The sequence below is a fragment of the Microbispora sp. CL1-1 genome, assembly GCF_012034195.1.
Taxonomy (GTDB): Bacteria; Actinomycetota; Actinomycetes; order Streptosporangiales; family Streptosporangiaceae; genus Microbispora.
In genome coordinates this window covers 143686-167445 of sequence record NZ_JAATEK010000009.1, presented here as the reverse complement: position 1 = coordinate 167445, position 23760 = coordinate 143686, and the positions used below count along the sequence as shown (strand labels likewise).

Genomic DNA, 23760 nt, shown 5'->3' with positions numbered 1-23760 from the left:
CTTCGGGCACACGGACCTCCACACGATCCCGGTGAGCCGGCCGGGCCGCTCAGGCCGGCTCGCCGGGCGGGGCCGACAGCAGGTCGGCCACCAGGTTCTTCGGCTCTATCTCCACCAGGCTCAGCGCGGTCTCGGTGCGCTGCACGCCCTCGATCTGCCAGATGCAGTCCATGAGCAGCTGCCGCAGATGCAGGTGGTCACGCACGCGGAGCCGGGCGAGCATGTCCATGGCGCCGGTGACGATGTCGAGCGCTTCCAGCTCGGGGATCACGGAGAGCTGCTGGACGAGGTCCTGCTGCTGGTAGCCCTGGACCGCCGTGATGATCAGGTACACGGTCATCGGATAGCCCGCGGCGCTCCAGTTCACGCGCACGCCGTACCCCTGGATCACCCCGAGACGCTCCAGCCGTGCGATGCGCTCTCCGACCGCGGGGGCGGACATGCCGAGCTCACGGGCGAGCGCCCGCTGCGAGCGCCTGGAGTCCTGGCTGAGCAGCACGAGTATCTGCCGGTCTACATCGTCGAGCGGGACCGGAGGCGCCGGGACGGACACGTCGGCGACGGCACGCAGGGGAGCGGCCGAGGAATGCGAAGCAGGGGAACGACGGCGAGGGGGCATGGCGGGAAGGCTACCCGGCCGGGGACACGGATGGAGCACGGAAAGCGCACCGCCGCCGAAGTCACCGTATGACGGTTGCCACATCGCGCTGCGGGACGGACGCCGCGGACAGGCGAACCGAATGCGTTTGCAGTGAAAGCCTGGCATTCGTCGGGCAAATGGTTAGTATGAGACGAAACTTCCCTTACAGTTGACCACCATCAAGGTCGACATAGGTTTCACTTCGCATCATCGAACGGAGTGTGAGGACCGGTGCGGGTCTTCGACAGCAACTGGATGCAGATAGCCGACTACCTCCAACGCGACGATCGCATCGTGCTCCCGGTCGGATCGACCGAGCAGCACGGGTATCTCTCGCTCGGGACGGACGCCTTGCTTGCCGAGCGTGTGTCGGTGGAGGCGGCCGAGCCGCTCGGCGTTCCGGTCCTGCCGGTCCTGCCGTTCGGCATGGCGCCGTACTTCGTGGAGTATCCGGGCAGCATGAGCCTGCGGATGAGCACGTACATCGAGGTGATCCGCGACCTGCTGGACTGCCTGGCATCCCAGGGGTTCCGGCGGATCGCGGTGATCAACGGCCATGGCGGCAACGCCCCCGTCGCCGGCCTCATCCGCGAATGGGTGTGCGCGCCGCGCGACGAACGCGTGGAGGTGCTGTTCCACAGCTGGTACAACGCCCCGAAGACGGCGGAGGCGGCGTCCCGGTTCGACGACGACCAGTTTCACGGCTCCTGGCTGGAGAACTTCGCCTGGACCAGGGTCGCCGGCGCCGAGATCCCCGGCGGCAGCGCGCCTGTCCTCCCCAGGTCGCTGGCCGACAACGTGACCGCGCGCGAGATGAGGGAGCTTTCCCCGGACGGAAGCCTGGGCGGGGCCTACCAGCGCAGCGACGAGGACATGCAGGTCGTGTGGGACGCCGGCGTGGCCGAGGTCCGCGAGCTGCTCGAGAAGGGATGGCTCGACCAGTGACGGAAGCCAGGGACAGGGTCGCCGTCGTCACCGGCACGGCCCACGGGATCGGGGCGGCCATCGCCGCCGCGCTCGAGGCGGACGGGGTCCGGGTGCACGGCGTCGACAAGGACACGGTGGACGTCACCGACTCGTCCGCGGTCAACGCCTTCTTCACCGAGATCGGCGACGTCGACATCCTGGTCAACAACGCCGGCGGCGTGGTCGGCCAGGTCCACCACCCGCTGGAGGAGATCGGCGACGAGGACTGGTCCGCCGTGGTCGCGGCCAACCTCACCAGCACGTTCCTGTGCACCAGGGCGGCGGTGCCGGGCATGAAGCGGCGCGGCTCCGGCCGCATCGTGAACATCTCGTCGGGCGCGGGCCGCAGCGTCAGCCTGACCGGCATCCAGGCCTACGCCAGCGCGAAGGCCGGGCAGATCGGCTTCACCCGGCAGATGGCGCACGAGCTAGGACGGTTCGGCATCACGGTCAACTGCATCGCGCCGGGGTTCGTCCTGTCCAACCCCACGACGATCCAGCAGTGGGAGAGCTACGGCGAGCAGGGGCAGGCCGCGCTCGTCGAAGGCATCGCCGTACGCCGGCTCGGCCGGCCGGAGGACATCGCGCACGGCGTCCGGTTCTTCGTCTCCGAATCCTCATCCTGGATCACCGGTCAGACCCTCTCGATTGATGGTGGACATGCTCTCTTTTGATTCGACCGACTTCGATTCGACCGCCGCCTACCTCGACGAGCTCGCCGCGTACGTCGCGGTGCCCAGCGTGAGCCGGGACGCCTCCGCGGAGACCATGCGGACCGCGGCCGAATGGCTCGCGGCCCAGTTGTCCTTCGCCGGCGGACGGGTCGTCGCCACGGAAGGTCACCCCATCGTCCGGGGCGAGTGGCTCGGGGCGCCCGGCGCCCCCACCATCCTGGTCTACGGCCACTACGACGTGCAGCCGACCGGCGATCCCGCCGAGTGGCGCACCCCGCCGTTCGAGCTGCGCGTCGACGGCGACGTGATCCGCGGGCGCGGGGTCACCGACGACAAGGGCCCGGTCTTCATCGTGCTCAAGGTGGCGCAGGCGTTCATCGAGCAGGAGGGCGCGCTGCCGCTCAACGTCAAGTTCCTCTTCGAGGGCGAGGAGGAGATCGGCAGCCCCCACCTGCCCGCATACCTGCGCGAGCACGCGGACGAACTCGCGGCCGATCTCGTCATCTCGGCCGACGGGGCGATGTGGCGGCCGGGCGAGCCCTCGTTGTCGATCGCGTCCAAGGGCCTGGTGACGCTCACCGTCGAGGTCGGCGGCGCCGGCACCGACCTGCACTCCGGGCGTTACGGCGGCACCGTCGCCAACCCGGTGCACGCCCTGAGCGAGATCCTGGCCGGCCTGCACACGGCCGACGGCCGGGTCGCGGTCGACGGCTTCTACGACGGCATCCCCGAGCTGAGCGACGAGCGCCGCGCCGCCATCGCGGCGGTGCCGTTCGACGACGACCGCTACCGGGAGGACCTGGGTCTCGACGCCCTCTTCGGCGAGGCCGGCTACAGCACGCTGGAGCGGCTGTGGGAGCGGCCCACCCTGGAGATCAACGGTGTCCTGGCCGGTGGCAAATACACGGTGATCCCGCACGTCGCGACCGCCCACATCTCCTGCCGGCTCGTGCCGGGCCAGCGCCCGGAGCGGGTGCTCCAGGCGATCACCGACCATGTGCTCGCCCAGAAGATCCCCGGCGTACGCGTCGCCGTCCGCCCCGACGAGGGCGGGGTGCCCGCGTACACGATCCCCGCCGATCACCCGGCGATCCGCGCCGCCACCGAGGCGCTCGCGCACGTCTACCCGGGCCAGGACGTCCTGCTGGCCGTCATCGCGGGGACCCTGCCCGCGACGGCCCTGTTCGAGGAGGTCCTCGGCGCGAAGACGCTGTTCTTCTCCTTCTCCACCGCCGACGAGAACCTGCACGCGCCGAACGAGTTCATGCGGATCTCCCGGCTGCGCGAGGGGATGCGCGCCTGGGAGCGGCTGTGGCGGCTGCTCGCCGACGGGCCGCACCGGCTGGCGCCGGTGCACAGGGACGGCACGCGGTGACGGCGGGCGTCTACGAGTCGTACGGCTATCTCACGCCCGGCGTCGACTTCCCGGCCATCGAGCTGGCCCCCGAGTTCGGCCGCGTGCCGCCGTACGCCGGCGGCCTGAGCGAGCTGGAGCGGGAACGGGCCGAGCGGCTGCTGCGGGACAACATCGTGATCAGCCTGCACGACCATCCCGTGCGGTTCCCCGCCGACATGCGGCAGACGCCGGAATACAACAGGACCGGACGCCAGCACACCGCGTTCGCCGGGCTCCTCGCGTCGGGCATGACCGTCGTGTTCGACAACATGATGGACGGCACCGCCTGCGTCACCGGCAACGCCCCGTGGCGCTGGCTCGACATCATCACCGACCTCGGCATGCGCCAGGCCGACATCGCCCACCAGTCCGGCGTGATCGTGATCCGGACGATGGACGACATCGAGCACGCCCACAGGTCGGGCAAGGTGGGGCTGCTGTTCGGCCTGGAGGCGGCGACGCCGATCGAGAACGAGCTCGACCGGCTCGACGTCCTGTACGGCCTCGGCCTCCGGCAGATCGGCATCGCCTACTCCGACGCCAACGCCCTCGGCAGCGGGCTGAACGAGACCACCGACGGCGGGCTGACCGACTTCGGCAGGCGCGCGGTCGCCAGGATGAACAGGCTCGGCCTGGCCATCGACATCTCGCACTCCTCCGACCGGACCGGCCTGGACGTCTGCGCCGTGAGCGAGCGCCCGGTGTTCATGACCCATGCGGGAGCGCGCGCGGTCTGGGACACGCCGCGGATGAAGCCGGACGACGTCCTGCGCGCGGTCGCCGAGACCGGCGGCGTCATCGGCATGTCGGCGGCGCCCCACACGACGCTGTCCGAGGCCCATCCCCGGCACACGATCCTGTCGGTGATGGACCACTTCCGGTATTGCCTGGACCTGGTCGGCATCGAGCACGTCGCGTTCGGGCCGGACACCCTCTATGGCGACCACGTCGGCCTGCACACCGTCTTCGGGCACCTGCTCAAGGTGGGCGCCGCCGCGCCCGGCGGCCCCTCCTTCGAGAAGGTGGAGTACGTCGACGGGCTGGAGAACCCGACCGAGAACTTCCACAACATCTGCGGCCTGCTCGTCCAGGAAGGGTTCTCCGACAGCGAGATCACGGCCGTGCTCGGCGGCAACATCCTCCGGGCGCTCGAGCGGATCTGGGCCTAACCCTCCCGAATGGAAAGAGGATCAGTGACTCCTGAAGTCCAGCCCCCGGCGAACGACCGGCTCGCCCGGCTCAGCGACGAGTTCTTCCAGGTGAAGCACACGGCCGACCCCTTCAGCGCCACGCTGCTCGGCGTCTCGGGCTTCGACGGGCTGGTGCCCGACCCCAGCCGCTCCGGCGCCGCCGCCGACGCCGCGAAGATCGCGGACATCGAACGGCGGCTCGCGGAGATCGACCCGGACGGCCTGAACCCGGCCGACCGGATCAACCACGCCGTGCTCGGCCGCCTCGCCTGGGGCGTACGGTCCGACCTGGAGCACGGCCTGTGGGAGACGGGGGCGTCCGCGGACGGCTACTCCTCACCGCAGGCGATGATGTTCATGTCGGTCCCGGCCGCGTCCCTCACCGACGCCGCGGCCGTCGACCAGTACCTGCGGCGGCTGAGCGCCCTGCCCGCGTTCATCGACGCGATCCTCGACCGCTATCGGGCGGCCGAACAGGACGGGCGGATTCCCACCCGGGTCGGCGTCGGCCAGGCCATCGACCAGCTCACCGGGCACCTTTCGCTGAGCCTGGCCGACGACACCCTGCTCGGCCATCGGCTGCCGGCCGCCGTCGACGAGGGGAGCGTCAGGGCGCGCGCGGCCGGCATCGTAGAGGAGTCCGTCCGTCCCGCGCTCCGGCGCCTGCTCGTCGGTCTCCGGGACGAGCTGCTGCCCGTGGCCCGGCCCGACGAGCGGGTCGGCGTCCGCTTCGTCCCCGGTGGCGAGGAGGGTTACCGGGCCGCCGTACGGCGTCACACCACCACGGACCTGTCCCCGGAGGAGATCCACCAGATCGGTCTCGACTGTCTCGCGGAGCTGCGGCAGGAATGGGCCGAGCTGGGCGGACGGGTGCTCGGCACGAGCGACGTGGGCGAGGTCCTGACCCGGCTGCGGGAGGACCCCTCGTTGCGGTTCGGCTCGGCCGCCGAGATCGTCGACGTGGTGACCGACGCCCTGCGCCGGGCCGAGGAGGCGCGCGACGACTGGTTCCCGGCGTACGACATCGCCGACTGCGTCATCGAGGAGATCAACCCGATCGAGGCGGGCAACGCCGCGCTCGCCCACTACCGGCCGCCGGCGGGCGACGGGTCCCGGCCCGGCGCCCACTGCGTCCTCACGGCCGACCCGCACGAGCGGTTCGTGTACGAGTACGAGGCGCTGGCCTTCCACGAGAGCACGCCCGGGCACCACCTGCAGATCGCCTCCGCGCAGACCCTGACGGACCTTCCGGCCTACCGGCGGTTCCTGGACGCCGAGGTGTGCGGGTACGTCGAGGGCTGGGGCCTGTACAGCGAACGGCTCGCCGACGAGATGGGCCTGTACACCTCGGACATCGCCCGGCTGGGGATGCTCTCGTTCGACGCGCTGCGCGCCTGCCGGCTGGTCGTGGACACGGGCATGCACCACCTCGGCTGGTCGCGGCAGCAGGCCATGGAATTCATGTGGGACAACACCGCGACGACGCGGGCCAACGTCCGCAACGAGATCGACCGCTACATCGCATGGCCAGGGCAGGCGCTGGCGTACATGATCGGCCGCCGTGAGATCCGCCGCCTGCGGGCCGTGGCCGAAGGCCGCCTCGGATCCCGTTTCGACATCCGCGCCTTCCACGGGACGGTGCTCGGCAACGGCGCCGTCCCCCTCGGTGTGCTCGACCAGATCGTGGCCGCCTGGATCGACTCCGCGGCGGCCTGAGCCAGGCGCCCGCGTTTCCTCAGCAAGGAGTGCACATGTTCGTGAACATCAACGGCGCGCGGCTCAACGTCGAGGTCCTCGGCGAGGAGGGCGCACCCGTGCTGATCGCCCACCACGGCGGCGGGGGCATCGGCTCGCTGGCCGAGCCGAAGGCGACCTTCGGCCCGCTGTCCGACCTGTTCCGCGTCGTGGTGTTCGACGCCCGCGGCTGCGGCCTGAGCGAGGGCGTCCCGCCCTACTCGCACGCCCAGTGGGCCGCCGACGTCGACGCGCTGCGCGAGTGGGCCGGCGCCGAGTCGGTCGTGATCGCGGGCGGCTCCTACGGCGGATTCATCGCCATGGAGTACGCGATCGCCTACCCGGACCGGGTGCGGGCGATGATCCTTCGAGACACCTCACCGGACCGGACCAACCTGGAGATCGCCCACGAGAACGCGCGCAAGCAGACCCGGGTGGAGCTCGACTGGGAGAACTACGACCGCTACTGGAGCGGCGACATCCGCGACGACGACGACCTGAAGGCCCGCTGGGCCGAGCTGATCCCGCTGTACGACCACGAGTACGACCCGGTCAAGGCGGCCGCGCGCGTCGAGGCCGGCATCTACCGCCACGAGGCGCACAACTGGTGCTTCCAGCACAACGCGCCGATCTACGACGTCAAGCCGCAACTGCCGTCCGTGACCTGCCCCACCCTCGTCACCGTGGGCCGGTACGACTGGGTCACTCCCGTGTCGTCGTCGGAGACGATCGCCTCCCTCATCCCGAACTCCAGGCTCGTCGTCTTCGAGAAGTCCGGGCACTCCCCGCAGATCGAGGAGGCGGAGCTCTTCCAGCAGGCGATGCGCGACTTCCTCGCCGAGGCGCTGCCCGACCTCGGGACCGCGGCGCGATGATCGAGCGGCGCACTCTCAACGTCCCCGGCCCCGGCCCGGACGGGCTCGGCATCCCGTACTTCGACATCCGGGGCCGCGGCGACGGACCGCGGCTCACCGTGCTGTCCGGCGTGCACGGCGCCGAGTACGCCTCGATCGCGGCCGTCCGCGAGTTCGTGCGGAACCTCGACGCCGCCGCCGTCTCCGGGCGGATCGTCGTCGTGCCCGTGGTGAACGTGCCGGGATTCTGGGCCAGGGCGCCGTTCGTCGTCCCGGTGGACGGCGAGAACCTGAACCGGAGCTTCCCCGGCGACCCGGGCGGCTCGTTCACGCGGGTGCTCGCGCACCACGTCTTCACCGAGCTCGTCCTCGGCTCCGACTATCTCGTCGACATGCACGCGGGCGACCTGCCCGAGTCGCTGGAGCCGTTCACGATCTTCGAGGAGTCGCCGGTCGAGGCGGCCTCGCTGGAGCTCGCCCTGGCGTACGGCGCCGGGCACGTCGTCAGGCAGGCCGCGCGGGCGCGGACCGTGGCGGGCAGCACGTGCGCGGCCGCGGCGGACGCCGGCATCCCGGCGATCGTCGCGGAGTCGGGCCAGAACGGCCTGCTCGACCGGGCGGCGATCGACCGCCACCTGGCCGGGCTGACCAACATCGCCAGAACCGTCGGCGTGCTCGACGGTGAGCCGTGGCCGGTGCGCGAGGCCCGCCTGCACGAGGGATGGCACTGGCTGCGCACCGACCGGGAGGGCTGGTGGGAGCCCGCCGCGGCGGTGGGGGAGCAGGTGCCGGCCGGCGGGCTGCTGGGAACGATGAGCGACGTCTGGGGCGAGGTCTTCGCCGAGGTGCGGGCGCCCGAGGCGGGCACACCGTTGTTCCTGACGAGCAGCCCGGCGGTCTCGGCCGGCGGCCTGCTCATGGGCCTGGCCCGCGACTGAAGACCGGCTCGGCCGCTCCGGGTATGGCGAGGGCGGCACCGGCGTACCGACACCATCGACAAGGAGACCCCGACGTGGACGAGAACGGAACCGCCTCAACCGCCTCCCCGGAGCCCCGGACGCCGTCAGTGAGCTGGGAGGGCCGCTACCTGGAGGACTTCGTCGTCGGCGACGTCTACCGGCACCCGCTCGGCCGTACGGTGACCGAAGTGGACAACGCGTGGCTCACCCTGCTGACCCAGAACACCGCGGCCATCCACTTCGACCGGCACTACGCGGAGCGGACGCAGTGGGGCAGGCCGCTGGTCGACTCGACCTTCACCCTGGCCCTGGTCACCGGGCAGAGCGTGCACGACGTGTCCATGAACGTCATGGCGAACCTGGGCTGGGACCGGGTGCGCCTGCCCAATCCCGTCTTCGAGGGCGACACGATCTACTCCCAGTCGGAGGTGCTCTCGGTGCGCGAGTCGAAGTCCCGTCCCGACGTGGGCGTGGTGGAGGTGCGCACCATCGGGTTCAACCAGGACGGCGTGATCGTCATCAGCTTCGAGCGCACCCTCCTGGTCTACCGGCGGGGTCATGGTCCCGGCCGCGTCGCCGTCGAACCCCGGTGGGACGAGAGGTCTCTGAAGGCCGCCGGGCTCGACCCGCGTCCCGGCACACCATGACCGGGGCGTACGGGACGACGGCGCGGACCCTGCTCTTCGTGCCCGGCACCCGGCCCGACCGCTTCGCGAAGGCCGCCGCCAGCGGCGCGGACGCGGTCGTCATCGACCTCGAGGACGCCGTCGCCCCGCTGGACAAGGCCCGCGCGCGGGCGGCCGCCGCCGCCCACGTCTCCGTCCACCCGGCACTGGTCAGGGTCAACGGCATCGGCACGCCGTGGCACGCCGACGACCTGGCCGCGCTCGCCGGGACCGAAGGGCTCGCCGGAGTCGTCCTCCCCAAGACCGAGGCGGCCGAGCACGTCGCGTCGGTGGCCGCCGCGCTCGGCCCCCGGGTGCCGGTCTTCGCGCTGCTCGAATCCGCCCGGGGCGTACGGGACGCGGATCTCATCGCACAGGCGCCGGGCGTGGCGCGGCTCCTGTTCGGCAACCTCGACTTCTGCCTCGACATGGGCATCCCGTCACGGGGCGGCGACGAGCAGGCGTTGCTGTTCGCGCGCAGCAAGGTCGTGCTCGCGGCCAGGGCCGCCGGGCTGCCCGGGCCCGTCGACGGGGTCGAGCCCGAGATCGACGACGATGCGGCGGCCCTGGAGGCCGCCCGCCGGGCGGCGGCCATGGGATTCACCGGCAAGCTGTGTCTGCACCCGCGCCAGGTCGCCGTCGTCCGCGGCGCGTTCTCGCCCTCGGACGCGGAGCTGAACTGGGCCCGGCGCGTGCTCGACGCGGCGGCCGGGTCCGCGGGCGCCGCCGTACGGGTCGACGGAGAGATGATCGACAGACCTCGTCTGGAGTTCGCCCGGCGCATCGTCGACTCCGCGGGTGAGAAGCCGGCGTGAAGCGCCCGGCCCGTCCTGCATCACGCGCGCAGCCCCGTCGCCGTCATGCGTCCTGCCACCATGGAACTGCAGAGACGCCTGCGAGGTCCCGGATGTGGCAGAACCGCCGGAAACACCGCGCGAATCACGGTTAGGGTGGTCCGCGCGGCTCATCTACATGTCTTCGGCTGCGTCCGCGGCTCACTCAGGGGCGGCGGCAGGAGGCGTCGGCCATGGTTCGAGGAGCGGCGTGTGAGCGGGTGGACGGAGCCGGACCACAGGTCGCCCGTGCGGCTGATCGCGCTGACCTTCGCCCTGTCCGTGCCCTTCTGGCTGGCCGGTGCCGTGGCCGGCCGCCTGTCGGAGACCCTGCCCGTGAGCGCGCTGATGGCGTGCTGCCCCTTGCTGGCGGCGATGCTGCTGGTCCGCCGTCATGAGCCACGCGGCGCCGTGAAGCGGCTGCTGCAGCGCGTCGTGGACTGGCGTGCCGCTCCCCGTCCCGGCCGCTGGCACGCACTCGCGATCGCGCTGCCGCTGGGCGTCATGGCCGGCTCGTACGCCGTGATGGTCCTGCTGGGCCGGTCACTGCCCGGGCTGCGGGTTTCGCTGGTGGAGGTCCCGCTGCTGTTCGCCGTGTTCCTCGTCGCCGCCGCCTGCGAGGAGGCGGGATGGACGGCGTATGCCACCGATCCGCTGTCCACCCGCTGGGGCCCGCCGGTCACCGGCGTCATCCTGGGGGTGACATGGGCGGTCTGGCACATCGTCCCCTACGCGCAGGCCGGCCACGGCCCGCTGTGGATAGCGGGCCAGTGCCTGTACACGGTGGCGTTGCGGGTCGTCATCGTCTGGCTGTATCTGCACAGCACGAGCGTGCTCACCGCGGTCGTCTGCCATGCCGCCTCCAACGTCGGCTGGTCCCTCTTCCCCGGATCGCACTACGACCCGGTCGTCACCGGGGGCATCGCCATTGTGGTGGCCCTGCTGGTGGTGACCGCGTGGCCCAGGCCGTTCTCCCGGTGACATCGCTCTCGCCGGTGACATCGCTCTCGCGGGTGACATCGCTCTCGCCGGTGACATCGCTCTTGCGGGTGACATCGCGGGAGCGGGCTCTCACGACCGGGCCGTGCCGCGGTGTGGGCTCTCGCGATCCGGACGAGACCTGGGAGCTCAACGTCCATGGGCGGAGCAGGACGCGGCCACATGAGCGACCACCGGCTCGCAGTGAACGGCCCGGTACGCCTCACGAGCGGTCGCACGGATGTGTTCCGGGCAGGCGGAGGCGATGGGGCGGATGAACACGTAGACGTGCACCATGCCGTCGATCTCTACCAGGCGCACGTCGTCCACCACGTCGGTGAACACCTCGCGCAGGGTTTCCCGTATGGCACGCCGTGCGAGCGGACCCGTGGCCTCGTCACGGTCCCTTCCACCGTCCTGTCGCCGGGGGATCGGACGGAGTTCTGTTCTCGCGATCGTCATGACTCAACCGTCCCGCCTACCCGCTCTGCGCGGGGAGGGGCGAAGGTCCCCGGTCCCCACGGCGGTCGTCGCTTCTGAGGGCAGGGCGTGCTCAGAAGCAGGCGACGGCACCGGAAGGGATCAGCGGAGGCGGCGCCGGAAGGGTGAAGGGAGCGGCGGGGCGGCGGCGAGCCGCACCCGGCAGTCCACCGCCACGGCCCCATCCGGTGTCACGATCACCGGGTTGAGATCGAGCTCCGCGACGTCGGGCAGATCGTCCATGAACCGGCCCACGCGGACGATCTGCTCCTCCAGGGCCGCCACGTCGGCCGCCGGCCGTCCGCGGTAGCCGTACAGGAGCGGCGCGCACCGCAGCTCCGCGATCATGCGGGCGGCCTCGGCCCTGTCGATCGGCGGCACGCGGAATGCGCGAACGGCCAGCAGCTCGGTCGCGACACCGCCGAGCCCAACCATGATCAGCGGCCCGAAGGTCTCGTGCGCGACGCCGCCTATGATCATTTCGGTCCCTTCGCCTGCCATGGCCTGGACGATCGCGCCTGTCATCGCGGGGCCGAGTCGGTCGGCCATCTCCCGGTACGCCTGCCGGACCTCGTCGGGCGTCCGCAGGCCGATCCGCACACCACCCACGTCGGACTTGTGGACCAACCCGGGGCCGACGGCCTTGAGCACGGCGGGCAGACCGACGACCGACGCGGCCTCCGCCGCCCTCTCCGGCCCGTCGACCGGGACGGACTCGGCCGTGTTGATCGCGTACGCCGACAGGAGCCGGGCCGCCGTGCCCTCGTCCAGCCATCGTCCATGGGGATGAGCGGCGAGGTCCGCGGTGATGATCCGCCGCGCGGCCGCCGAGTCGATCCCGGGGAGGTTCTCGCGGGATGCCGGCGGCCGGGCGCGCCAGGCGGCGTGCGCGGCCGCCCGGGCGAGGGCGTGCACGGCCTGTTCGGGGAAGGCGTACGCGGGCACCCGGCCGTCGACGAGTTCGTCGTGCCCGGCGAGGCAGGCGAGCACGGGCTTCGCCGCGTTCCTCGTGACGGCCGCGATCGCTTCGCGCGTCGCGTCGAGGCCCGAGCCGAACGGCGGGGTGTAGACGGTCAGCACGGCGTCGACGCCCGGGTCGGCCAGGACCGTCGCGATCGCGAAGGCGATGTCCCCGGCGTCGGCTTCGGCCGTGAGGTCGACGGGGTTGCCGACGGCCGCCGCCGGCCGGAGCCGGGGGCGAAGCGCCTCCGCGGTGGCGGGGGACAACTCCGGCACGACCAGGCCGAGCCGTTCACAGGCGTCCGCCGTCATCGCCTGCGGGCCTCCGGAGTTGCCCACGATCGCCACCCGAGGGTCGTCCGGCAGCGGCTGGAAGGCCAGCAGCCGGGCGGTGTCGAGCAGATCCTGGACGCTGTCCTCCCTGATGACGCCGCAGGCGCGCAACAGCGCGTCCACGGCCACATCGGGCGTCGCCGCGGCGGCCGTGTGCGAGCGGACCGCCCGGCTGCCCGCGGCGCTGCGCCCGCTCTTCACCGCGATGATCGGTTTGCGGGCGCTGATCCTGCGGGCGATCCGGGCGAACCTTCGCGGATTGCCGAACGACTCCAGATAAAGGCCAATGACGCGGGTGGCCGGGTCGTCCTCCCAGTATTCGAGCAGGTCGTTGCCGCTGACGTCCGCCTTGTTCCCCACGGAGGCGAAGGAGGAGATGCCGAGGCCGAGCTGTCCGGCGCGTTCGATCATGGCCGCGGCCACCGCGCCCGACTGCGACATCACCCCCAGCGGACCCGGGGAAGGAGGTGTGGGCAGGAATCCGGCGTTCAGGCGCGCCGCCGTGTTCACCACACCGAGGCAGTTGGGCCCGACCAGCCGCATGCCCGCCTGCCGGCAGATCTCCAGCAGCTCCCGTTCGGCCTCGCGGTTTCCCACTTCGGCGAATCCGGACGTCAGCACGACCAGGGCACGTACCTCATGGCGGGCACACTCGCGGGCGATGCCGAGCACGGTGGGGGCCGGGGTGGCGATCACCGCGAGCTCCGCCGGCCCGGGCAGCGAGGCCACGTCCGGGTAGGCCGGCAGACCGCACACTTCGGTGGCCCGCGGATTGACGGCATAGATCGGGCCGGGGAAGCCTTCGTCGATCAGGTTGCGCAGCACGCGGTGCCCGACGCGGGCCTCGTGACGGCCGGCGCCGATCACGGCCACCGACTCCGGGGTGAACACGCGCGCGATGGAGTTGCGCTCCGCCTCGTGCGCCCGCGCCTCGATCTCGGCCACGAGCCGCTCGGTGGGGCGGGTGGCGATGCGGATCTCGACCTGCCCGTCCTCGTATCGCGTCTCCACCGGCAGGCCGAGATCGTTCAGCACCCGCAGCATCGCCCGGTTCTGCGGCAGGACGGTGGCGACGAGTTCCTCGATTCCCTCGTCCGCCGCGTCCAGCGCGAGATGTTCGAGCAGCAGCGTGCCGAGCCCGCAGCCGTGCACCGCGTCGTCCAGCAGGATCCCCACCTCGGCCTCCGACCCGTCCGGATCGGCGATGTATTCCGCCACGCCGACCACGCGGCCGCCGACCAGAGCGACCAGGGCGTGCCCGTGGTAGCCGGGCCCGGTGATCCGGTCCATGTACGCATGGGCCGAGGCGGCGCCTCCGGTGAAGAACCTCATATACGCCGAACGCGGGGAAGACCTGGCGATCAGTTCGTGCAGGGCCTCCCGGTCGGCCGGCCGCAACGGGCGGATGCGCGCCACCCCGCCGTCACGCAGGAGGACGTCGCACGCTTCGCCGGCGGTTCGAACCATGTCTCAAAGGTCCACGACCGGGCGAGCACCCCCAAAGGGACTTCCTTCCCGTCTTGCCGGGACCCCGGTCCCGAACCCCGTCCAGCCGGCCCGTCCTTCGCGCGCCGAGGATCCGCACGCTCGGCCTGCTGCGCCCGGGAAGCCGAGTGTGATCAGCCCGTACGCGGCCCGCGGCCTACGCGAAGGGCGGCCCAGCCGGATGGCTGGGCCGCCCTTGCGTTTCCGGGGATCGACCGGGTCAGCGGGAGACCGCCTGGAACCGATGACACCGTCCCGGAGATCGGCGTTCGTCGTCACCCATCCGGCGGGATCAGGCGCACGGGCTCTCGTTCATCGTGATGCTCAAGGCCGGTAGCGAAGGGCGGGAACGATGTCGTCGAAGGCCGTCGCGTCGCCCACGCGCCAGGCCTTGGCCCCGCGCGCCAACCGTGCCTTGTCGGCGGTCCGGATGCCCCGCAGGAGACGGCGGTATCTTGCCTGGGCACGGCACATGCCGCAGCAACAGCAGCGGATCCCGGTCCAGCGGAACTCCCAGGTGCAGCGCGTACAGGAGGCGTCGAGATCCTCCTTGAGGCTGGCGGGCAGGTCGCAGGTGGACTCGGCGCGGTGGTCGTGGCAGGCCTCGCGGGTCAGATCGCCATGCCAGAGCCGGACGATGAGCGGGTCGGTCTTGTCGGTGCGGGACATGTGGTGCAACGCCTCCGGATGCCGGTCGGCGCGCCGTACTCGAAAACGGAGTACGGCTGACGCCGTTGGCCGGTGGCATCACGCGGTCTCCGCACGCACACCCCCCTCACAAATCCAGGCTCACAAAGCCAGGCTCGCAGTGTTCAGCATGCATCAGCCCACCGACATTCCGTCGGGATCCAGGGGACGGCCCCCTGCGACATGGTGTGGCCGGACCAGGCCGGATCTTGGGCCGACAGGCGGGTCGCCCTGCGCCGGCGGCTATCGACCTTCTCCCGCGTCGCGGGTGCGCCGGCAAGGAAACCAGGCCGACGAAGCCCGCCCACTACCAGCCCCATATTGGCCAGCGGTGGCCTCATCCGAGTCGATGCCACTCAAAGGTCTCCGGAGAGGGCGGCACGGAGGGTGGCGGCCCGTGTGAGTACAGGGTCGGCATCGTCGTCGTCGAGGTCTCGAAGCAGTTCACCGAGGTCGGTCAGGGAGACGACGAGGGAGGGCCGGTACCGGCTGGGGTCGGAGGCGGCCAGCTTCTCGTAGGTTTCCACGACTTGGCGCTGGTGATGGAGGGACTCGACGTTCCGGCCGGCGGCGCGTAGGTAATCGGCCAACCTGGCTCGGACGGTCGCCAGCACGGCCAGATAGCTGACGGGATCCTCCTTCGCGAGCGGCTCGAACAGCTCCACCACGCCGAGTTCTGCGGCGGCGGCCTCCTCGTGAAGCCCGAGCCTGAACATGATGGTGGCTCTTGAGTCGAGCAGGTGGATGTAGGGGAACGGTTCGGCGTCGGGCTGTTGGAGGAGGTGGATTTCCCACAACCCGGAGGCGCGAGCCAGGAGCTGCTGCGCGGGGTCGAGGAGTTCGACGCCGATCAGCTCCTGGGCCACGTCGTTGAGCGTGCGGACCGTGACCGCGAGGTCCTGCTGGATGTTGGTGACGCGCTCGACCGTCTCCTCGATGTCGTGCCCGAGGCAGGACTGGACAAAGAGCCGCCGTTGCAAAGTCCCGGCAAGCTGGCCGGTCTCGTCCATCTGCCCCCAAATGTCTGCGGCGCGTTCCAGCAGGGGCAGCGCCCGCCCTGGGTCGCCCTGGCTCGAATAGCGAGTGGCAAGGTTGTCCAGCGACATTGCCATCCTGGCAAGGTACGGGTCGGGCTGGACGAGGGACAGCTCTTCGTAGATCTCGAGGGCCGCGCTGAGGGCGGCGACGCACTCTTCGGTACGGCCAAGGTCGGCTTCCCGGTTGCTGAGATGGAAGAGCGCATCGGCAAGGTCTTCCCGGGCTCCGGTCTCCCGGCAGAGATCGACGGCCAGGGCGGCCGCGGATCTGGCTTCTTCGGCTTCGCCGAGCCGGGACAGGTAGATGGCGAGTGAGAGCCAGGCGCTCGCCAGTCGGGGGCGGAACCGGTCACGATCCTGCTGGGTCAGTTCGCCGTACAGAGAGATGGATCGCCGCATGTGCTCCAGCGCTCGCTCCAGGCGTCCCTCCTCCTCGTGGTAGCGGCTCAGGTTGTGCAGCGCCCGCGCGAGATCCGCACCGAGCTGATCGTCGCCGGGCTCGTAGAGCCGTTCCAGGAGGCTGACCGCGCGCTCGACGGCGGTGATCGCATGGTCGAACTGGCCGGCTCGCTCGAGGACGGAGCCGAGGAAGCTCAGCGCGTTAGCGAGGGCCACGGCCCAGCCTGTGTCGTCGTCGTACAGGCGCTGATACGACTCGACGGACTCCCTGCCGGATCGCACGGCCTCGTTGATTTCGTCGGAGACGTTGTGCGTGATCGCGAGGTTGAACAGCGTGTGTGCGAGCTGGGGCAGGTCTCCAGCGGTACGGAAGATTTCGACTGCCTCGGCTGTGGCTGCCACCGATTCTTCTGTACGCCCAAGGTTATGCAGTCGGGTTCCCAAGATCTTGAGGGATTCGCCGAGGTGAGGGTCCGCGCATTCGCGGTAGAGCTTGATGGCTGCACGCGTCTCATTCAGCGCCGGTTCGTGCTGGCCGAGTGCTGTCAGTTGGTCGCCAAGGAAGCGGTGGGCGCTAGCGAGGTCGGATGTCCACTCTCGGTCCTCCTTGCGTAGCTTACGGTAGTGCTTGATCGACTCCTGGAGCGCATACACCGCCTTCGCGTGCTGACCGATGGCCGCGTGGCGGTGACTCAGATTGACGAGGGAGAGCGCGAGTTCGCTCAGGTAGGCGGCCGGGTCCTGCCGGGCAAGGTCACGGTAGAGCTGCGTGGCCCTTTCCATGGTCTCTACCGCGGCGTCCGCATCGCCGAGCTTCGCCTGAACCTGGGAGAGGTCGCTGAGGAAACTCGCGTACCACGGGGCCGCTCCGGAATCCTCGGCAAGCAGCAGCGGAACGAGTTCCCCAGCCTCAATGAGGCTCTCGTGTGCCTGGTTCCACTGTTCGAGATCCGCATGCCGTAAGGCTGTGGTCTGCAGCGCCATGGCGAGTGTCATACGGTAGTCGCCGTCGGCCAGATTCCTTGCCACTTCCAGCGCGGCCTGGGAGGTCGTGAGGGCTCCGGCGAGGTCACCGTCGTCCACTTTGAGGTTGCTCAGGATGTTGAGCGCGAGGGCTAGACCGTAGCCCCCTCCCAGAGCCCGGAACTGCTCGATGGACTTCTCCGCCAGCCGGATGCCTTCCTTCAGGTCGTCGTCCTCGGCCACGCGCTGGGCGAGACGCAGCAGGCAGCGAGCGTACGGTTCCCGCGCCCAGTCCAAACCCATCTCGACGAGTGGAGCGAGGCCGCGGACCGTCTGCCGGCAGACCATCATCGCGTCGAGCACACTGCCGACATGGACGAGCAGGGCACTGTACGGTTCGGCCTCCGCGGCAACATCCAGCCAGCGGGTAACGTCCTCCTTGGCCAGGGTGCGAAGGATGCGGAAAGCGCGGCGCCGTACGGAGACGGCATCGTCGAGCCGGCCCAGCGCCGTGAGCGGCACGGCGAGCTCGCTCAGCGCCCGCGCGAGCTGAAGCCGATCACGGCCCTCCGAGAGGGCGAGCACTATGCGGCGCGCGAGCAACTCGTTATCGGGGTGCCCCTGCTCGGCGAGCCGATCGGCGAGCGCCTTCAGCGAGCGAGACAACTCATCGGAGCGTGAAATGCGCGGGCTCCGAAAGCACGGCGGCCGCGGCGGGGAGATCGGCCAGACGGGTCGCGAGCGTCTCGACGGCGAGTTCGCGGGGCAGCAATGCGCTGAACTTGAGGCCGTTCAGCGCCCTGTCGTCGATGTCGGGTCGGCTGAGCTCGCCGGCGAGGTCCTGCCGCCACCGAGTGCCGGTCAGGTCGTTCCTCAGCCTGACGTGCAGGTCGTCCACGCGCTGGGTCGGATCGGCGAGCGGGCCGAGCGTGGCTTTGATCGTGGCGTTGGCGCGATATCCGGCCCAGGTCCACCACTGCAGGTCGCCGTCGTTTCGCACGATCACGGTGCCGCCCGGGTGGACGAGGTCGTGGCTGTCCTCCCGTATCCGCGTGAGTCCGGTCACCGCCCGGCGGGTGAGTTTCACCGGAGGGTCGGCGCCCAGAACGACGTCCCGCATGGCGCGTGCCAGGGCGAAGGAAGCGCCGCCGGACATCGTGGTCGCCCAGCGGGCCTTGCCGCCGCCTCCTTCAACGGGCTGGACGAAGCATCGTCGTCGTTTCCAGTCGATCCAGTCCACGACCCAGGTGCGGCCGGCCAGCAGCAGGAGGCGCGGCCCCGTGACGGCGGACGTCAGGAGGCTGGGATCCGTCCGGCCGATCTCGGCGTTGCCGCGCAGGACGATGAACTCCGGCGGGGCCGTGAACACCGCGGTGAGGTCCATGAAGTTCCGGCGCCCGAAGCGCTGCTCGGCCTGAGGGCCGACGAGCAGCGCGCCGCCGTCTCGCTCGAGGAAGCCCTGGTCGATGAGATGGTCGAGCACCGGGCGCGCGTGCTGCTCACGGAAAGGGCCGAGGCCGCGCCACCAGTCCGGCCACAGGGCGCCGCCTATCCGGCCCTCCTGCAGAGCGAGCGCGAGGAGTTGCTGCGCGACTATGTGCCGAGGCGAGGGCGGCGGCTGCAGGGGCTCGACGTAACCCGTGCTCCACAGCAGCAGGAGCCCCGCGGAGGCGAGGAGATCCTCCTGGGTCAGGCCCAGGACGAGGCAGTTGCGCCTGACTCCCGAGCGCCTGCCCGTACGGCCCAGGCGCTGAAGGAACGACGCGACCGACCACGGAGCGTTGATCTGGATGACTCGATCCAGGTCTCCGACATCGATGCCCAGTTCCAGCGTGGAGGTCGAGACGATGACACAGTCGCGAGACTGGGCGAAGGCCTCTTCAGCGCGGCGCCGTTCGTCGGCCGAGAGGGAGGAGTGGGAGAGGAACGTCGTGACGCCGTGGTCGCGCAGCAACTGACCGAGCTCTTCCACCATCCTGCGGGAGTCGCAGAAGACGAGCCGTTTCTCGCCCTGATGCAGTGCCGCGATGACGCGGGCGGCGTTGGCGACGGAGCCGACGTGGTCCAGCTCCACATCGGCCGCTCCGGAATCCGCTCCCATGCCAGGGGCGATCACTTCCGCAGGCCGGCTCCCCGCGCCCGAACCCTGGAGCCAGGAAAGCAGTTCACGAGGATTGCCCACCGTCGCCGACAGGCCGATGCGCTGGAGCGGCCGTCCGGCCAGCCGGGTGAGGCGCTCCAGAACGGCGAGCAGGTGCCAGCCCCGATCGTCGCGGGCGAAGGCATGCACCTCGTCGACCACGACTGCCCGCAGATCCGCCAGGAGGCGGCGGTGGTCCACCCCGTTGCTGATGAGCATGGCCTCCAGGGATTCCGGGGTGGTCAACAGGATGTCGGGCGGATCCCGCAGGATCGCCTGACGGCGGGAGCCGGACACGTCCCCGTGCCAGAGCTCGACCCGCCTGCCGAGCCAGCCCGCGTACGACTGAAGGCGCGGCAGCAGGTTGTTGAGCAGGGCCTTCAGCGGGCAGACGTACAGCACCGACAGGCCGGTCCAGGTCTGTTCCTCCATCACGGACAGTAGCGGGAACGTCGCCGCCTCGGTCTTGCCTCCGGCCGTCGGCGCGATCAACAGCGCGTCCCGCCCTTCGCCGATGGGACGTAGCGCCTCCTGCTGCAGCGGCCGCAGCCGGGCCCAGCCGAGCGTGTTGGTGAGGTGGTACGCGATCGTCGGGTGAAGTGCGAGTGTCGGCGAGGTCACGGCAGGTCGAGCTCCACATCGTCCGCGGAGACCGCCGGGCGGCCGCGGCGGAAGGCGTTCAGCTCGTCGTCGTTCAGCTCTCCCTCCGTGACCGTGACCTGCCGGTAGTCCCGCCGGGGGTCGAAATCCTCGTGGTCCGAGACCCGGTAGAGCACGTCGGCGACGAGCTTGCGGAGGAAGATCCGCGGCGCCACGCCGGCTCCCAGGTGTCCGGCGACGGCGGTGGCCAGGTCCTTGACGTACGCGTCGTCGATGAGGTTCCTGATGCGCTGCTCGGCGGGGTCTCCCTGGGCGTACAGGTCGCGTACGGCGCAGCCCAGCTCGACCAGCTTGTCGCGGTCGAAGCCGGTGAGCCGGATCTGCACCGAGCGGGCGGAGTCGAACCGCGCGTCGGTCTTGAAGTCGGAATGCAGCCGCTGGGCCAGGGCCGGGGATCGCTGCACGCCCTGCTGACCGTCATAGAAGGCGGGAGTGCCGGTGATGACGAGATAGAGGCCGGGGAAGCGGCCCTTGTCGATCTCGTCGATGAGCTGCCGAAGCGTGTTGAGGCTCCGCTCACGGTTGTCGCTGCGCATCCGCTGCAGGGTCTCGACCTCGTCGAGCACGACCAGCAGCCCCGGATAACCGCAGTCGCGCAGCACCACGAGCAGGCCCTGCAGGAAATACAGGGCCGAAGTCGAGTCGACGTCCCCCTTGAGCCCGGCATAGCGGCGGATGCTCGACGCGACGTTCGGCTCGCCGCGCACCCAGGCGAGCAGGCCGTCCGCGGTCGCATGGTCGCCCGACAGCCTGGCGCGGCGGTAGAAACGCAGCGCGGTCGCGAACGCCGGCGCGTTCTTCGCGGTCTCGGCCAGCCGTGACTCGATGAGCTCCTCGACCGCGGTGCTCATCGCCCTGCGGTCGTCCTTCGCGACCCCGGCGTCATCCTCCAGAGCGAGAAGCCATGTGTCCACGATGTCCTGCAACGCGCTCGGCGGCGAGCTCGCGGTGCTCAACCCACCGATCAACGACCGGTAGACGGTCTCCAGCCGGTGCAGAGGCGTGGTCCGGTCCGAGATCTGGATCTCGCTGGTCGCCATCTTCTTCCGCTTGGCCCTTTCGGCCAGCCAGCGGGCGAAGAACGTCTTGCCCGAGCCGTACTCGCCGCGAACCGCCTTGAATCCCGAGCTTCCGGCGGTCACCGCCGTCAGATCGTCGTCGAGCGCCTTCTCGAACCGCTCCATGCCGACCGCGAACAGATCCAGGCCGTTGCGCGGCACGGTCCCGCGGCCGAGAGCGTCGATGATCTGCCGCCGCCTTGCCCGGCTCACCTTCGCCGTCACGGTTCATCCTCCTCGAGGAACTGCTCTTCCAGCAGTCGCACGTTCAGCTCGACCGTACGGTCGCGGTCCTTGAGCATGATCACATCGGTCTGCTCCACGTTGAGCAGGTTCTTCAGCGCCCGCATCAACAGGACCGTCCGGTCAGGCGTCTCGCCGAGCCGCTGCGCGATGTCCGCCACCGAGCCCCGTCCGGTGCCCCCGGCGAGGTGGTCGATGATCCGGGCGACCGTATCGTCATCGACGACGCCGCCCCGGGGAGCCAGCCGCCGCTGCTCGGCATAGGTATCCGAGGCCACCACCCGCTGACCAAGGGTTGGCAGAGCTGTCACTGCCGCAGGAGGTGCAATCGGCTGGGCAGGTGTTACGGGCACCGGTGCTGGGGGAGGGGCGGCAGGTGCGGGCTTGGAGCGCACCGGTTCGTGTGCCACGGGGAGGCCGCAGATGGTCTCGCCCGGTCGGGAGACACGCGGCTGATGCGCGGGCTGACGCCTGTTCCCGTCCTTTGCGGGCGTCGTCGGTCCGCCCATGGGAGAGACCGACGTCCAGCTCCGTTCCGTGGACGGTGGGGACGGTGACGGCGGCAGGGGCGGTCTGCTTCCCCGTGCCGGCCTGCTGACCGGCACACTGACACGGCCCGTGCCCGGCAGGCGGATCGGGGCGTCAGGCCCGGAGTGCACGGACCGCTGTTGCCGAGCGGGCCGGGTCACCGCGATGCGCTTGCGGCCGATGAGAGCCTGGACCCACTCGGCCGCGATCGGACGTGTGCCGCGCGGGCCCTGCGCACGGGTGAAGAGCTCCCCGACAGCGGTGACCACATGGTCCGGCAGGCCGGGGAGCAGCGCCGGCTCGTCACCGGGCCGCACGGACGGGGTCCGCGAGAGCACCCGGCCGACCAGCAGCGCGAGCTTGTATCGGTCGGTGTCCATGTCCGGCCCGCTGGAGGGCTGGTAGGGATCATTCCAGTCCGGCGTGTGCGCCTGCCGCAACACCGGTTCCGCCCCGTGCCGGCGCAGGCCGTCGCAGTCGAGCATGAAGACCTTGTACGGCTGGCCCGGGCGCCACAGGAGGTTCCGGAAGGAAAGGTCCCCGACGATCCACCCGTGGGTGTGCAGCAGGTCGATCAGCTTGGCGGCCAGCGTCGCGATCTCAAGGCGGCCGTGGACGTCCGGCTGGTGCAGGTCCTGCCACGCCCAGTTCGGTTCGTACAGCAGATATTGCAGCTCGACGAGCTTGGGCTTACCGCCGATCGTGCCGTAGAAGTCCCGGGGCACGTGCGGCATCAGGAAGCCGGTCACCTGGCCCCCGTGCACGACCCTCGCGACGGGCCAGGCGCACTGGTGCAGCAGCGCGCGCACCTCGGTGGCCGTCTGGCGATGACCGAACTCGACGAGCTCCGCAAGTGCCGCGCCGTTCACCTGGCCGGCCTGCGGCATGTACTCCTTGTAGACGAGGTTCTCCGGCCCGAGCACACGGGTGACCACCCCCTGGCCGCCCTTGTCGAGGGGGTCGGACTCCAGGGGCAGCGTCGCACGGTGCCGGTCGAGCGGATGGGGCGTGAAGGCCATTCAGACCCTCCAGATGCACACGGCGGTCCGGTCGTCGTCGTGCGTCTTCGCCCGGAAGCTCATCTGCCAGAAGAACTCGGGCAGGGACGGCGGTCGGCTCCACCAGCTCGCCAACCGGGAGCTCACCTGCGGCCCCCGCATCGGCTTGGCCAGGCCGTCGGTGCACAGCAGCAGCATGTCGCCTGGATACAGGTCGGCATAGCCGACTTCCACGTGCTCGATATCGCGAGGCAGCGCGTGGGTCGCCGAGGTCGAGACCCCCGCGTCGGCGTCGTCCTCGCCGAAGCACGGTGTCCAGACGCCCCTGTGCAGGTGCCACGCCATGCAGTCGCCGACCCGGACCAGCACGGCGCGGTGCACGGACGTCTCGGGCACCTCCCGGATCCTGGCGGCGAGGAACGTCGTGGACAACTCGTCCGGCGGCATCCCGCGCTCGTCCGCCCGGTCGCGGATGTCGCCGGCGATGCCGTCGACGAACTCCCGGGCGTCCGTCATGTAGTCAGGGGCGATCGGCAGCGTGGAGAGATACGCCTGCGCGACCTCGCAGGCCGTGGCCGCTCCGACATGCGAGCCCTCCTTGCTGCCCAGCCCGTCCGCCACGCAGGCCAGCAGCGTGCCCTCGCCGTCGTGCCAGAGCCCCATCGCGTCCTGACGTACGGTGCCGTAGTAGCGGTGCGCGTCGCCTCGGATCGATGCGGCACGCACCTCCAGCCCGGGCAGCGCGGCGCCGTCGATTTCGGTGTCCGGCCGCCGTACCGCAGGCAGCGGACCCGGCTGTGAGATCACCCGCGGCTCGCGGCCGATGACGAGCGGCTGGGGAAACCCGGGCACCGTCTCCGCCGCCGCGGGCGCCTCGTGCTCCTGGACCTGTTCCATGTG

Annotated in this window: 19 protein-coding genes; 10 read left to right on the top strand and 9 right to left on the bottom strand. The window is 70.6% G+C overall.

Annotated elements, in window-relative coordinates; all coding sequences use genetic code 11:
- Nucleotides 1–49: 49 nt before the first annotated feature.
- Nucleotides 50–619, bottom strand: a complete 570-nt coding sequence (locus HCK04_RS14065) for an Lrp/AsnC family transcriptional regulator (RefSeq protein WP_168065925.1) — start codon at nucleotides 617–619, stop codon at nucleotides 50–52.
- Between the two features lie 252 nt (nucleotides 620–871).
- On the opposite strand from HCK04_RS14065, the gene HCK04_RS14060 reads away from it, so the two are divergent.
- From HCK04_RS14060 to HCK04_RS44175, 10 genes are all read left to right on the top strand, one after another.
- Nucleotides 872–1585, top strand: coding sequence for a creatininase family protein (locus HCK04_RS14060; RefSeq protein ID WP_142621443.1), 714 nt, complete (start codon nucleotides 872–874; stop codon nucleotides 1583–1585).
- Nucleotides 1582–2280 (top strand): SDR family NAD(P)-dependent oxidoreductase, encoded by a 699-nt coding sequence (locus tag HCK04_RS14055; RefSeq protein WP_142647691.1) that lies wholly within the window; start codon nucleotides 1582–1584, stop codon nucleotides 2278–2280. The genes HCK04_RS14060 and HCK04_RS14055 overlap by 4 nt, the downstream gene beginning before the upstream one ends.
- Nucleotides 2267–3655 carry a dipeptidase gene (locus tag HCK04_RS14050; RefSeq protein WP_142647689.1) on the top strand — a complete coding sequence of 463 codons (1389 nt, stop codon included), beginning with the start codon at nucleotides 2267–2269 and terminating at the stop codon, nucleotides 3653–3655. The genes HCK04_RS14055 and HCK04_RS14050 overlap by 14 nt, the downstream gene beginning before the upstream one ends.
- Nucleotides 3652–4845 (top strand): membrane dipeptidase, encoded by a 1194-nt coding sequence (locus tag HCK04_RS14045; RefSeq protein WP_142621437.1) that lies wholly within the window; start codon nucleotides 3652–3654, stop codon nucleotides 4843–4845. Before HCK04_RS14050 ends, HCK04_RS14045 begins: the two co-directional genes overlap by 4 nt.
- Nucleotides 4846–4869: 24 nt before the next feature.
- On the top strand, nucleotides 4870–6582 hold the full coding sequence (locus HCK04_RS14040; protein ID WP_168065923.1) for a DUF885 domain-containing protein: 1713 nt from the start codon (nucleotides 4870–4872) through the stop codon (nucleotides 6580–6582).
- Nucleotides 6583–6617: 35 nt separating this feature from the next.
- Nucleotides 6618–7475, top strand: coding sequence for an alpha/beta hydrolase (locus HCK04_RS14035; RefSeq protein WP_142647685.1), 858 nt, complete (start codon nucleotides 6618–6620; stop codon nucleotides 7473–7475).
- Nucleotides 7472–8392 carry a succinylglutamate desuccinylase/aspartoacylase family protein gene (locus HCK04_RS14030; RefSeq protein WP_142647683.1) on the top strand — a complete coding sequence of 307 codons (921 nt, stop codon included), beginning with the start codon at nucleotides 7472–7474 and terminating at the stop codon, nucleotides 8390–8392. The genes HCK04_RS14035 and HCK04_RS14030 overlap by 4 nt, the downstream gene beginning before the upstream one ends.
- A gap of 74 nt (nucleotides 8393–8466) precedes the next feature.
- A complete protein-coding gene (locus HCK04_RS14025; RefSeq protein WP_244312846.1) occupies nucleotides 8467–9060 on the top strand; it encodes a MaoC family dehydratase in 594 nt (197 codons plus the stop codon).
- A complete protein-coding gene (locus HCK04_RS14020) occupies nucleotides 9057–9893 on the top strand; it encodes a CoA ester lyase (RefSeq protein WP_142647681.1) in 837 nt (278 codons plus the stop codon). Before HCK04_RS14025 ends, HCK04_RS14020 begins: the two co-directional genes overlap by 4 nt.
- 231 nt (nucleotides 9894–10124) lie before the next feature.
- Nucleotides 10125–10892, top strand: coding sequence for a CPBP family intramembrane glutamic endopeptidase (locus tag HCK04_RS44175; protein ID WP_168065921.1), 768 nt, complete (start codon nucleotides 10125–10127; stop codon nucleotides 10890–10892).
- Nucleotides 10893–11039: 147 nt separating this feature from the next.
- Here the strand turns inward: HCK04_RS44175 and HCK04_RS14010 are convergent, their stop codons facing one another.
- The 8 genes from HCK04_RS14010 to HCK04_RS13975 all read right to left on the bottom strand — a co-directional run bounded on the left by HCK04_RS14010 (nucleotide 11040) and on the right by HCK04_RS13975 (nucleotide 23757).
- Nucleotides 11040–11234, bottom strand: a complete 195-nt coding sequence (locus HCK04_RS14010; RefSeq protein ID WP_142647676.1) for a hypothetical protein — start codon at nucleotides 11232–11234, stop codon at nucleotides 11040–11042.
- Nucleotides 11235–11471: 237 nt separating this feature from the next.
- Nucleotides 11472–14129 (bottom strand): GNAT family N-acetyltransferase, encoded by a 2658-nt coding sequence (locus HCK04_RS14005; protein ID WP_142647674.1) that lies wholly within the window; start codon nucleotides 14127–14129, stop codon nucleotides 11472–11474.
- Nucleotides 14130–14471: 342 nt separating this feature from the next.
- On the bottom strand, nucleotides 14472–14816 hold the full coding sequence (locus HCK04_RS14000) for a hypothetical protein (protein ID WP_142647672.1): 345 nt from the start codon (nucleotides 14814–14816) through the stop codon (nucleotides 14472–14474).
- A gap of 374 nt (nucleotides 14817–15190) precedes the next feature.
- Nucleotides 15191–17899, bottom strand: coding sequence for a tetratricopeptide repeat protein (locus tag HCK04_RS13995; protein ID WP_142647670.1), 2709 nt, complete (start codon nucleotides 17897–17899; stop codon nucleotides 15191–15193).
- A gap of 1 nt (nucleotide 17900) precedes the next feature.
- Nucleotides 17901–19994, bottom strand: a complete 2094-nt coding sequence (locus HCK04_RS13990) for a DEAD/DEAH box helicase (protein WP_142647668.1) — start codon at nucleotides 19992–19994, stop codon at nucleotides 17901–17903.
- On the bottom strand, nucleotides 19991–21316 hold the full coding sequence (gene brxD / locus HCK04_RS13985) for a BREX system ATP-binding protein BrxD (protein WP_142620891.1): 1326 nt from the start codon (nucleotides 21314–21316) through the stop codon (nucleotides 19991–19993). The genes HCK04_RS13990 and brxD overlap by 4 nt, the downstream gene beginning before the upstream one ends.
- Nucleotides 21313–22881 carry a hypothetical protein gene (locus HCK04_RS13980; protein ID WP_142647666.1) on the bottom strand — a complete coding sequence of 523 codons (1569 nt, stop codon included), beginning with the start codon at nucleotides 22879–22881 and terminating at the stop codon, nucleotides 21313–21315. The genes brxD and HCK04_RS13980 overlap by 4 nt, the downstream gene beginning before the upstream one ends.
- Nucleotides 22882–23757 (bottom strand): protein phosphatase 2C domain-containing protein, encoded by an 876-nt coding sequence (locus HCK04_RS13975; protein WP_142620895.1) that lies wholly within the window; start codon nucleotides 23755–23757, stop codon nucleotides 22882–22884.
- Nucleotides 23758–23760 lie beyond the last annotated feature (3 nt).

Excerpts from the sequence above, each read along its gene's own strand:
- HCK04_RS14065 (WP_168065925.1), bottom strand. The coding sequence starts at position 619 with ATGCCCCCTCGCCGTCGTTCCCCTGCTTCGCATTCCTCGGCCGCTCCC.
- HCK04_RS14050 (WP_142647689.1), top strand. The coding sequence starts at position 2,267 with ATGCTCTCTTTTGATTCGACCGACTTCGATTCGACCGCCGCCTACCTC.
- HCK04_RS14035 (WP_142647685.1), top strand. The coding sequence starts at position 6,618 with ATGTTCGTGAACATCAACGGCGCGCGGCTCAACGTCGAGGTCCTCGGC.
- HCK04_RS14030 (WP_142647683.1), top strand. The coding sequence starts at position 7,472 with ATGATCGAGCGGCGCACTCTCAACGTCCCCGGCCCCGGCCCGGACGGG.
- HCK04_RS14020 (WP_142647681.1), top strand. The coding sequence starts at position 9,057 with ATGACCGGGGCGTACGGGACGACGGCGCGGACCCTGCTCTTCGTGCCC.
- HCK04_RS14005 (WP_142647674.1), bottom strand. The coding sequence starts at position 14,129 with ATGGTTCGAACCGCCGGCGAAGCGTGCGACGTCCTCCTGCGTGACGGC.
- HCK04_RS14000 (WP_142647672.1), bottom strand. The coding sequence starts at position 14,816 with ATGTCCCGCACCGACAAGACCGACCCGCTCATCGTCCGGCTCTGGCAT.
- HCK04_RS13980 (WP_142647666.1), bottom strand. The coding sequence starts at position 22,881 with ATGGCCTTCACGCCCCATCCGCTCGACCGGCACCGTGCGACGCTGCCC.
- HCK04_RS13975 (WP_142620895.1), bottom strand. The coding sequence starts at position 23,757 with ATGGAACAGGTCCAGGAGCACGAGGCGCCCGCGGCGGCGGAGACGGTG.